Annotated in this window: 7 protein-coding genes and 1 CRISPR repeat array; all 7 genes read right to left on the bottom strand. The window is 41.9% G+C overall.

Annotated features, from left to right (window positions below):
* Nucleotides 1–25 precede the first annotated feature (25 nt).
* Nucleotides 26–1,877: a CRISPR direct-repeat array (repeat unit 37 nt; unit sequence GTTACAATCTCCGTTAAGGAGATGAATTAATGGAAAC).
* A gap of 185 nt (nt 1,878–2,062) precedes the next feature.
* A complete protein-coding gene (locus F6K52_RS22995; protein WP_293083247.1) occupies nt 2,063–3,751 on the bottom strand; it encodes a hypothetical protein in 1,689 nt (562 codons plus the stop codon).
* Between the two features lie 252 nt (nt 3,752–4,003).
* A complete protein-coding gene (locus F6K52_RS23000; RefSeq protein ID WP_293083250.1) occupies nt 4,004–5,980 on the bottom strand; it encodes an RAMP superfamily CRISPR-associated protein in 1,977 nt (658 codons plus the stop codon).
* 23 nt (nt 5,981–6,003) lie between these two features.
* Nucleotides 6,004–6,414, bottom strand: coding sequence for a hypothetical protein (locus F6K52_RS23005; protein WP_293083253.1), 411 nt, complete (start codon nt 6,412–6,414; stop codon nt 6,004–6,006).
* Nucleotides 6,415–6,416: 2 nt separating this feature from the next.
* On the bottom strand, nt 6,417–7,241 hold the full coding sequence (locus F6K52_RS23010; RefSeq protein WP_293083256.1) for an RAMP superfamily CRISPR-associated protein: 825 nt from the start codon (nt 7,239–7,241) through the stop codon (nt 6,417–6,419).
* Nucleotides 7,238–8,383 carry a type III-B CRISPR module-associated Cmr3 family protein gene (locus tag F6K52_RS23015; protein ID WP_293083259.1) on the bottom strand — a complete coding sequence of 382 codons (1,146 nt, stop codon included), beginning with the start codon at nt 8,381–8,383 and terminating at the stop codon, nt 7,238–7,240. The genes F6K52_RS23010 and F6K52_RS23015 overlap by 4 nt, the downstream gene beginning before the upstream one ends.
* A 209-nt stretch (nt 8,384–8,592) precedes the next feature.
* Complete coding sequence (gene cas10 / locus F6K52_RS23020; RefSeq protein ID WP_293083262.1) at nt 8,593–11,622, bottom strand: type III-B CRISPR-associated protein Cas10/Cmr2; 3,030 nt, start codon at nt 11,620–11,622, stop codon at nt 8,593–8,595.
* A gap of 29 nt (nt 11,623–11,651) precedes the next feature.
* Nucleotides 11,652–11,873 (bottom strand): hypothetical protein (locus tag F6K52_RS23025; protein WP_293083265.1); only part of this gene is annotated, 222 nt, incomplete at its 5' end.

The following is an 11,873-nucleotide window of genomic DNA, read 5'->3' on the forward strand; positions in this document are numbered from 1 at the left end:
GTTGCATTCCCGCTAACTTGGTAAGGTTACAATCTCCGTTAAGGAGATGAATTAATGGAAACGATACACTCTGTAGCAACGTCCGGTAGCTATACCGGTGTTACAATCTCCGTTAAGGAGATGAATTAATGGAAACCCTGTCTTCCCGGGGACGATTAGTCCAGCTTTGCTAACGTTACAATCTCCGTTAAGGAGATGAATTAATGGAAACTGTCACCGTAAACAATGGAGCAAATAGCAAACAAGTTACAATCTCCGTTAAGGAGATGAATTAATGGAAACGGTTGTCAGGATATGCTTTCTCATTTTTGATAAACCGGTTACAATCTCCGTTAAGGAGATGAATTAATGGAAACGGGAAGCGGTTAGAGTAGGAAACCGCAAAAATCCGTTACAATCTCCGTTAAGGAGATGAATTAATGGAAACTGTTGCTACTAACTCTTCAAGTTCTTTACTTTCGAGTTACAATCTCCGTTAAGGAGATGAATTAATGGAAACCCCATGAGCGGCTAGGTACTGCTCTATTAGCTCATTAGTTACAATCTCCGTTAAGGAGATGAATTAATGGAAACTTCGTAAACAATTACTTGTCCCCCGACTTGGTAAGTTACAATCTCCGTTAAGGAGATGAATTAATGGAAACTATACTGTTTATAATTCTGACCATAAACCAGCTTTAATAGTTACAATCTCCGTTAAGGAGATGAATTAATGGAAACTCACAGAAAGTGTTTTAGCTTTAAGCTCTGATGAAGTTACAATCTCCGTTAAGGAGATGAATTAATGGAAACAGTCAGAACTGGCTTGAACCGGATTTCAGAGTTACAATCTCCGTTAAGGAGATGAATTAATGGAAACATAATTCAAAGTATCTTGAGCTTTGGTTAATTTGAGTTACAATCTCCGTTAAGGAGATGAATTAATGGAAACAATACTGATCGATTTCTTTGTATCGCTGCTTAAGAAGGTTACAATCTCCGTTAAGGAGATGAATTAATGGAAACGTAGTTAATGAATTTGGTCAAAGAAAAATTCTCGATAAGTTACAATCTCCGTTAAGGAGATGAATTAATGGAAACAACTTGGAAAAGTTTTGAGCTATCCCGCTCTTTCGTTACAATCTCCGTTAAGGAGATGAATTAATGGAAACGAGCAGTAGAAGGATTGGACTTTTACAAGGTTCAGGTTACAATCTCCGTTAAGGAGATGAATTAATGGAAACCGTGGGAACAACAACCTTGAACTCAGGGTGGTCTATGTTACAATCTCCGTTAAGGAGATGAATTAATGGAAACATTAATGATGAAGAGGATTGACAAATGATTCCGTTTGTTACAATCTCCGTTAAGGAGATGAATTAATGGAAACGGTGTATCCATCCCAGATGTATTTATTGACTTAATCCATGTTACAATCTCCGTTAAGGAGATGAATTAATGGAAACGTGAATATTTTGGTGGTTCCAATATTGTCTTCAGGTTACAATCTCCGTTAAGGAGATGAATTAATGGAAACACAGTACCATCCAAATCTATGAATAAAACTAATTCGTTACAATCTCCGTTAAGGAGATGAATTAATGGAAACAGGGTCAAGGGGATCACTTACGACATCTCCATATGTTACAATCTCCGTTAAGGAGATGAATTAATGGAAACCTTTCAATTTACTATAAGCTTCAAAAACTAAAAATGGAAGTTACAATCTCCGTTAAGGAGAAGAATTAATGGAAACAACCAATACTATATACTTTGGGTGTATTACATAGGTTACAATCTCCGTTAAGGAGATGAATTAATGGAAACAGGTTGAAAGTTATCTAACTCGTCAATGTCAGAGGTTACAATCTCCGTTAAGGAGATGAATTAATGGAAACGGCAAATAATTTAGAATTTAGAATTCAGAATGTAGAATTTAGAATTTAGAATTTAGAATTTAGAATCTAGACTTGTTACCATCTCCCTCAAAAAATGAATTAATCTAAAAACACTCACCCTTAAATAAAAAAAAGTAGGCATTGCCTACTTTAACAATTAATCGTAACTATAGCGTTTATTATGTCTATTTCAACAATTTATCAATAACCCATTTCCGAATCGGCGTATACAGATAATAATCCGCCTTATCACCAACAAACTTTTGCCGATTATATTTGTGAACAATGTCCAACTCACTATTACAAATATCTGCCATCACGTCACAGATTTTATCGGGGGGACAAGCATCAGACTTCTTTTCTTTATCATTTTCATATTCATACTTCATCCTGTTCTTAGACATGCCCTGGTTTTGATGAATCATCTGATTACGTTTCTGCGCCCAATAGTCTAGACGTTTCAGTGAAGCTAAAACCTTTTCCCCATGAGTCTGTTTATGGGTGTCTTGGCAGTAACTGACCAAAACCTCAAGGAAATTACCCTTACTGGGACGACCAGTTAACTGAAAAAACGGGTCTTTCTCAACCTGATCGGGTTTTAACCTTGAATTGTATGGTGCTTCCAAATTATAGAATTTTTGCCAATATTCCTCTCCCATCTCTTGCCGCATTTTTGGGATATCTAAATACCACTTATCTTGATTTTCAAAAAAACGTCCTCCCTCAAACACTTCTAGTAACTTGGACAATACCTCTTCATAAAAAGAAGACAAAGTTACTAATAAATTAGATACCTGATTTAATTCCCAATAAATACGACAGCGAGTATATAAATTGAGTATATTTGACTCAGATTTACCCTTTAATTGCCCTTTTAAATCCTCGCAAATTCCCAATTCAAGGTTAGTTAAGCGCTCTCTAGCACTGGGGATATCTAAATTCAAGCAATCCACAGCTACAGAAAGAAGTGCGATCGCATTCCCAAGAGTATTCTGGGTTTTAACAATACCTCGGTCATGGACTTGGTTTTGCTGCAACCAGCCAATAACCTTTTGCCAGTCTTTAAGAATCGTAATTGCCCCGTCAAAATCCCAACGTTCTTTGAGTAGTAACTTCACCGCTTGATATTTCTGACTTTGTAGATAATACCAATAGGCAGTCAACTGACAAGCTGAAGGCTCACCGGATAAAATATTTTTCACGGAGAGTTGGGGGTCAATAAATAGTTGCTTGGGGATTACCGAAGCAATTGCCTGCATCTTGAGGGCAGTTCCCATTTGGTGAGTGCCCCCCTTCATACTGATTAAAATAGTCTCGCTGGGATTGCGTTGATTAAAAAACTTGTAGTATTCATCAAACAGCTGATCTTGATCAACAGCTGAAGTGGTAATCTCCCAGGATTTTAATTCTAATTTGCTGTTAAGTTCCCGATCAAACCACAACTTTAAAATCTCAAATAAATAAATAGTATCCGAAGGATAACCCCTGGTTTCCGTTTCCGGCTGATTGGTCACAAACAGGTAAGCTGTTTTAATGTTAAACGTTTTAATGGCAGTATTCACAACTCCCCAAATACGCCCAGGACTGATACGATAATGCCATTTTTCGGGATTCTGTTGATATTCAGATAATAGTTTTTCTGTCAACTCTCGGAAGGAGAATTTTCCCTCTTTAACCGTTACCCCCAACTCAGGACAGACGTATTCGGTAATCAAATCATTACGTAATCGTTGCTCCCAAACCTCTTTTTGATTAGAGGTGAGGTCGTCAAGAGGTAGATTTTTCTCTTCTCGGTCAAATCCTACGGGAATGTAGTAATCTTCAATCTTGACGGCTAGATCAGACGTGCCAATGTTAGCGATAAGAATTGCCATGATATGTTTTAACCTTTTTTAAGCAAATATAGGTGGGGTGTAAGCATTCAGTGGTCAGCGGTCAGCCGTCAGCTTTTCGTAACTCAGATTAAACAAATGCTTACCTGTTTGATTCAATAGCTGATAACTGTTCGCGTAGCGTGCGCGTAGCGCTTAAGCTGATAGCTATTAGCTGATAGCTTACGGGGCTGTTTTTACTATAATTATGGATACTACCTGAGGCTGTCAGTAATTTTGATGCGAATGACGAAATTATGAACGACTTTTTGGAAATGGCCAGACTTTAGTGTGGGCAGTTGCCTCTTGCTTTAATTTTTCAAGAAATTTGTTACGGGGATTGACATTAGCACCAAACACGGTCACCACTTGGTAAGCAATCTCATCTCCAGCGTTAATATCGGATATCCAAACTGGTGAAGGTTTAGCTGGACTGCTGCGTCCGCAAAGGTCAGGATCATAGTTACCGTTGGGGTTAAATTCTGGACTGTGCAAAACCGATAAAGCGTAGATTTTCTTATTCTTTTGTCTGCCACTACAGATCACAATTTGGCAGTTACGATCAATAGCTTCCTCCCAATTTTTATCGTCTCGAATCTCTAGTGATTGAGGATTATCATAATCGACATCAAGCTCAGTTAAGTTCTGCAAGCTTTGATAAAAGGCTTTCAGACGGCAACGGAATAAATTCGTAAACTTACCTATAGTTTCTGGTAAATCCCAAAACTCCTCTTCTTCCTTGGTGTTAGTCAAAGGAATTAAAGTAGAACCACGCCAGTAGGGAAGGGTTGACCGTTGGTAGCAGGGTCGTCTAGCACCTTGTCCGACTCCACCAAGATGAAACATTATCCAAGTCAGAGTTTTGCTCAATTGAGTTAAGGCATGTTGCCTCTTGATAGGGGTTTCTGGAGCGTGGGATAATACTAGAATTCCAGTTTGCTTTCCGCAGAGGTAATTCCGATTAGACCCTTGAGCTTGTTCTACCTTTCCATCCAGAATATGACAGCGCAACCATCCCAATTTCTGTTGAGGTTGGATACCGCCAAAGATTTGGTTTTCCCAGCGTTTGAGTTGTTCAATCTGTTCCCTTGGTATCACCCCTAAAGCCAAAGTGCGGAACCAGTAGCGCACCATAGATTTAAAAGCAATTGGACGCACCTCTGCCTCTGATTTACCTTTATGCAACCATCTCTGATTCTTCTGATTCCATTTCCAGGAATCAGAATTAGATTTCTGGTAACCGTGAATTAATTGACCTTCGAGTTCAAACTCTACTCGGAATAATTCTCTGGGTAGTTTGTTAAGTTGACCATTAGAGTTAAGAGTCAATCTACCGTAACCAGTATTGAGTTGAGAACCTGCACCATTTTCACATAATCCTTTAGTTAACCAATCCTTGACTTGGTTAAACGTTGTTAGGCTACAACCGGACATGGGACGCAGGCCAATCACAAAGGTAGACCCTTTAAGGGAAAAGAAGGGATTGGGATTGGAAATATACTGAGGATGATTATCCTGCCAACCCCAAATATTATTAGCGATATCAACGGCTAGTCCTCCGTTCATGGGAGCCCTAGAGACGGCTTTAGCTTTACTTCTCACTGCTGCCACCCCTCGATTACCAGCCTGGCTGGGGGTGCTAGCTTGGACCATAGGTAAAGGGTAAGCATCAAAAAATATAACCTTACCGCAGCGGTCTTGTTGATCAGCCTCTAGGTCCCCAAAATAGGGGGCAACTTTTTTCTCGGCCTTGTCCCAACAACTATGATCTCGTGCCATGATTTCCCGAATAGCTTGGGAACGAGCAACACCTCGTAGAGTACTGGAAGGAATGTAAGGCATTCCCAAAGCGTCGAAGGCGGGGAGTAGAATATTTTCCGGACCGAGAATACCACCAACCCGGATACGCCAAGGGCAAGTCAATTCTAAGATTGTCCCTTCTTGACCAACTAGCGATCGCGTCCGTCGGGTAAGCTGAGTTAAGCGATCGCCATAGTCAGCATTCTCCATGGCTTTCTGCAACAGTTCTATTTTGGTACCGTCCTTGGTGTCTGAATTGGGAGTACGCATCCAGCGTAGATATTCTACAAAACTGGCTGTTTTTGCAGTTTGGGGTGGATTTTCTGGGTCAAGCCAAATAGAAGGGCGAGGTAGGGAGGGCTGTTGGTTTTTGCCACCATTCTTCCCGCTTCGATTTCCCTGCTTTTTTGGTTTAGGACGATTTGATGTCATCGACAGATTCTCCAAAAATTATCTCATTCGGCTTCAGCTTCGGCTTTGACATCCGCATAAACCGCAGTTGCCCAAAAAGCGAATTCACGAGCAATTTGCAACCCCAAGCCGGTTAAACCCAGATAGTCTTCTGCTTCCATATCACTCAAGGTATCTAACCCCTGGTTCTGCTCTAGCCCTGTCTGGCCGGAAAGTTCTTGCAGAGTCTTAAAGAATATGACAACAATATCCTTTTTTCCATCCTGGTTGAGAGCTTGCTCTTCAGCTTTTAGCCGTAACATTCCCCAAGTAGCTAAATAACTATAGAGTTCTACGGATTGCTTATATTGTTCTTTGAGTCTGGTGCGGTCATCCTGATGCTTTTGCCAGATATATGACAAAGCTTTATAAACCGATTTACTAAATGTACGAGGATCGTATAGTTCATCAGACATGATTACTGCTCCTGTTGCTCAGATAGCCATTGCCGTACAAATCCCCTGCCTAGACTTTCTTGTCCCCCTAGCTGTAATAAAGATTGCTTGCTCATTAGCTGTTTAAAATCACTTGACTCTTTTGTTTCTCTGCCATTACCATTAACTGCTGCTGTAGTACTCCAAGGAAAATACATTAGTGTTTCTGGTGGAATAGCTTCTTCGTAGCGAAATCCTCCTTGTACAGTTTTTGTTTCATCTAGTCTAACTTTGACCTGCCGCCATAGACTCGATTCAATCAACACTCGACAGTTTTGATTTGACAACACCAGTAATTGGGTCATAATATTAGTTTCGTCACTGCCATTCGGAATAAACTGCGACCACTCTGACCAAGGCTTGAGCTTTTCTTTTTTGAAGATTGCATCTCTTAAATAAAGATTAGCTTGATTCCCTGTGCTAAAACTTCCAATGTCAGGAAAGACAGTTGGTTTTGGGTCAATAAAACGCAGCCAACGCTTCAATAGAAACGGACATGTTACCCAAACTACCCCATGACTTAGAGAAGGAACAGGAAACCAAATAATTGCTCCATCTCCTACCCATAAAGTTCCTTGTTTGAGGTTTTCATCACTGCCAGAGGTAACATCTTCAATGGTATTACCCCATAATTTAGTCCTTTGGTCTTGGGAGGTAGCTGCCCGAAGACGACCTCGAATTGTACTGGAAGGTAAATAGGGTAATTCAGTATGAGATTCCCGGGCAATTCCTACTAAATTACCTTCTTGACTGGTTCCCCCAGTATGTAAGGGAGAAAGTAGATATAAATAAGCAAGATTAACTGTCATTGTATCTTTCCCCACAAAAGTTTTCCATAGTTCAATTGCCTAAAGGTTTCCAAGTCATCATTATCACTATCAGGTAACAGGAGTTTATCCTTAGGTAAGTTTTCTCCAAAACTATAAACCGTACCTGGTGCCACAAACGCCCGTTGGGGTGATAAAGCTGACTGCCAATTTCCCTTTTCCTGAGAATTCAATAGCCGACGTTTGATCTGGGTTCTACCACCCCAGAATAAAGGGCGATCGCTTACACAACCTCTGAGATTATCTTTCCAATTACTGGGATAAACCCCATACTTGGCTTTCTGTTTTTCTGCTATTCCCGGAGTCAGTAAATAGGCGAAATTGCTGGATTTTTGTTCAGAAAACTGCTCCAAGTCTTGCCAGGGTTTTAAGGGCTTGATGGGGGAAACAATAGCTCGATGTCCCTCTCCTCCCAAGCGCACTACGGTCTGGTCTATTTTAGTACTAATCCCTGCTACTAGTCGCCATCCCGGATCCATACGCACTGCTATTTCAGTGAAATAACCTTCTTCATCCCGTACCTGCCTACTCCCTGATTTCATATGGATATGGGGTAGTATTTGTAGACTCCAAGGGTTATCACAAAAGTAATCGTTATCCTTGTTATCCTTTTTATTCTCAAAATTATTCCCTTGGAGATACTTGATCAAGGCTTCAGCTTTAATCCAAGGTTGAGGAGAACCACAGATAAATTCATTATCCTCAAGTTGAGGAGGAACCATCGGTTGCAATTCCTCCCTATCAAAACAGATATAATCCCAACCGGGCTGAGTATCTTTTGGTTGAAGACGCTTTATCTTATCCCACGTATCAGTTGAATCTTTGTGATTATCTTCTGCTTCCGTAGGATCATCTTTTTTGCGAACACAGAGTAAATCCTTTGGTGTTGGTAACCAGAGGGTGTCTTGTTGATCTAACAGAAAAGGTCCGATAAATGTTAAATTTCGTTTCTTATCTTTCTGGTTATATCCATAATGGGGTAGAGCAGAACGAAGGGCTTGAAAGACCGTAATGGGCATGGGAGGAAACTTCCCTTTTGCCCAAGACCCTTCCCCTGGACTAAAGGGTTTTTCTTCTCGAAACAGCAACACATCTATGGGTTCAATGGTATACCAAGATAGCATTTTTTTTTAGAGGGAGATGGGGAGATGGGGAGATGGGGAGATGGGGAGATGGGGAGATTGTTATTAAGCGATGCAGCGCGGTCTTGGGGGTTTCCCCCATGAGCGACTGCATCAAGACAGGGTAATTATCCTGACATCATATTAGCCTTCAATGGTGGGATTTTTGCCTATTGCCTATTGCCTCTTGCCTTTTGCCTTTTGCCTTTTACCTATTGCCTGTTCCCCGTTCCCTGTTCCCTCCATTCCTGACGTTGCACCATCTTATCTACCCAAAAAGCACTGAATTTTAATAACATTGCTAAATCCTTTTCTTGGGTACCGAGGGCATTTTCTCCAGCAGCTTTTCTGGCATGAAACGCCCAATGTTCCCATTGATTAATCCAGTCTAGTAAAGCATGTTTAACCTGATCAGACAGGGTTTCGTCCCGGCGGTTGAGGATAACTTGGGTTGCTTGACTCAATAAGCGATCGCATTCGGTTACACAAGCATGTTTGGGCAAGTCTTCTGCTAGTCGATACAGCAGAGGAGAGAGGTCAATGTCTTGGTAATGCTGAATAAATTTCCACCAATAGTCTAGTAAATGTCCTTTCATTAGTGCTTCTAAACTATTGCCACTACCGTAGATAACTCGGAAGCACAAACCATCTTTAGGGGGAAGGTCGGGATTAGCATCTTTTCTAGTTCCTGGCAGTTTCTTGGCTCTATCCTTCTCTGCAGTCCAAAGGTTGTCTAGAACCGTGGGCAGTGGTAAGCTCTTATGAGCAATCACAATGCCCATGCTCATGGTGGCACCCTTCCCCATGGTGAAATGGGCACGGTCGGGTAATCCTTCTAATGGTTGGTTGGGATACCAGTAACCGCCTTTAGGGTGAAACTCTTGTTGGGGGTCTTCAGCACCACACCAAGCCGCACGAAGCGATCGCAAAAATTCCGGCAAGTCTTCTAGAGGCAACACCGCCATCACATCATCCCCGCCACTGTAGACAACTTTGCCGCAGAAGCGCTTTTCAGTTATATAAGGCACGAGGCGATTGGAAAAATCTAGTAAAGCACGATTCAGTCCAACATGGGTAGCAGGTCCCATGCGCTTTTTGGTCTCTAGCAGTTCGTTAAATCCCTCAACTTGCTGACTAGATTGGTCTAGTTGGTCTGTAAGTATGTAGTGTTTATATTCCTTGAGCTTAGCACCAGAAACATAGTTGCCCATGCCATCCCCATCAGCCAGAACAATTACCCACCAATCACCGGGAGACCAATTACTAAAACCAGTTTGTTTATGAGCGGTTTCTACTAACCGTCTTAGAACATCCCGAGATTGAGTTAATCCCATATCATCAGCTAGCCACCTACTAGAAAACATGACACCGTTGAAATTTTCACCTTCGTTGTTGTTGGGATTAATTGTGTTATCAGTCTTGGGAACTTGAAACGGGTAATTACCGGTACAGGAGCGAAAATTATCCTTAAAATCAGGTAACTCTTGGTCAATTAATTGTCTCAGATTCTGCCAGTATTGGCGGATTACTTCAGGATGGTCATGGGCAAATCGTGCTGCAGCAATGGAACTCAAGTTAGGAAAGCGAATGAATTGTTGGTAGTCAATACCCAACGATTCACCAACGCCACCGTACTGCCAAGCCATACGCTTGGTCAATTCCAAAGCATTGAGCTTTTCTGAACCATTGAACAGTCCTCCTGGATAAACTGCCGCCATCAACCGCCAGAATAGGCGCATGGAACGAGCTGACAGACCTCCACCTTCGGGAAATCTTCTATAGTTTAGATTGGGATGCACTGCACTAAACTGACCAGAAAGGGTGGAGCGCTCTCCTGGGGCAACGGGAATCTGCCAAGTGCGGGTGTTCTTAACAGCTTGAATAGATTTTCCTAATGTAGCTTGTAGGATTGCCCACCATGTACCGACATTAAGGGTATGGAAAGCTTTCTCTTCTGCTTCCGTGGGAATCTTTTGGCCAGAACGGGAAAACGCGATCGCTTTTTGAGCGTCTTTCCATTTGCTATCAAATGTTTCCTGGTCGTTTCTGGTAATTACCAGTGGTTGATCGGGATTACCCAACGGTACTGCAGTCCAGTAAGGTTGCCAAGAACTTTCTATCTGAGCATGCCAGAGTGTATTCCACTCCCAACAACCAGGTTGCTCCAATTTTTTTAAGTCTCGCTGGCAAGCTTTGTAGTCAGCATCAGAAAAGTCTTGTAATATTTCCTCTCGCTTTTGCTGATTTTGGTATTCATTCAGCCATGAAATAACCTTCTGTTTTATATGTTCCCGCACTTGCTCAGCAATTGCTTTCCATTCCTCTGTTAGCTTATCAGTTAATTCTTTACCCAATGTTTCAGCCGCTTCCTTTCCTGGTACGACAGCGGTAATAATATTAGGAAAACCAGCAGTACTCAGACTAGTCGATTTATTATCATCAAAACGGCTAACTGGATCTAATTCATCTAGGTAATACTGTTGAAAACTATCCCGAAAAATTGTATCATTTACTTCTGGTTGGTCAAATTCCTGAATCATCAGGGCGTCAATAATCTCTTGACTCCAGAGGGAGGGAGTAATTACGGAATCAGGACCATACAATTGAGCAATATGCCAGCAGAGTTTAACACTTAGATAATGGAGTAAATAGGAGCCTGCCCAGAAATCAAGAAACTTGCGGGAAGCTTTAATAAATTCCTGGACTGGGGAGAAGGTGAATAATAGTAAATAGGGATGCTCGTGAGACTTTCCTAGCTGCCAATCTTCTGGATAGAGGGCACCAACTAGGGCAGAAACTGTGCTGTTGTAGCTGTGGATTGGACAATCGGGTAAGATTTTATGAGCTGGAACCAGTAAGGCATTTGGATATTCCTTGGCTCTAATTTCTGGATAGAACCGCCAGAGCCACCAAAACACTTTTTTCTCATCCAGTTCTGTAGCAATATCCCCGAGTAGTGGTATTTCTTGTTGATTAAAAGAGTCTATCTGGTGCTGTTGACCGCTGATAGGATGCTTGACTTGACAATCATTACTTTCTGTGTTAATAACTGCGCCTAGATTAACCCGGTCAGAGGAACTAGCGATCGCATTCGGCAGAACCTGACTTTGCTCCTGCTGGTCTACCAGTTGCTGCCACCAGTTTTGCAGCTGATCTAGATTGTTTCCGTAGCAGGCTAATGCCCTTTGGTCTTGGAGCTCCTGATGCATTAGAGCATAAAGCTTCCGCTGATAGACATTCATGCAGATCCACCTCAACAGGTGATCCCAAGTTAGCAGCTGAGCAGGAGTACCAGTTTAATTCTGATGCGAATGACGAAAATTGCTATGTTGACTTCTTTCAGAAGTCGGGAACAGGGAATCGGGAATCGGGAATCGGGAATCGGGAATAAGAGGGGGGGGATCAATATCAGTGGGGTGGGCATCCTGCCTGCCTGGAAATGAAACAGGCAAGATGCCTGTTCCACAGCCAGATGAGAGGGGGGGGAATCAAT

It is taken from the genome of Moorena sp. SIO3H5 (genome assembly GCF_010692395.1).
Taxonomy (GTDB): Bacteria; Cyanobacteriota; Cyanobacteriia; order Cyanobacteriales; family Coleofasciculaceae; genus Moorena.

Excerpts from the sequence above, each read along its gene's own strand:
- cas10 (WP_293083262.1), bottom strand. The coding sequence starts at position 11,622 with ATGAATGTCTATCAGCGGAAGCTTTATGCTCTAATGCATCAGGAGCTC.
- F6K52_RS23005 (WP_293083253.1), bottom strand. The coding sequence starts at position 6,414 with ATGTCTGATGAACTATACGATCCTCGTACATTTAGTAAATCGGTTTAT.
- F6K52_RS23010 (WP_293083256.1), bottom strand. The coding sequence starts at position 7,241 with ATGACAGTTAATCTTGCTTATTTATATCTACTTTCTCCCTTACATACT.
- F6K52_RS22995 (WP_293083247.1), bottom strand. The coding sequence starts at position 3,751 with ATGGCAATTCTTATCGCTAACATTGGCACGTCTGATCTAGCCGTCAAG.
- F6K52_RS23000 (WP_293083250.1), bottom strand. The coding sequence starts at position 5,980 with ATGACATCAAATCGTCCTAAACCAAAAAAGCAGGGAAATCGAAGCGGG.
- F6K52_RS23015 (WP_293083259.1), bottom strand. The coding sequence starts at position 8,383 with ATGCTATCTTGGTATACCATTGAACCCATAGATGTGTTGCTGTTTCGA.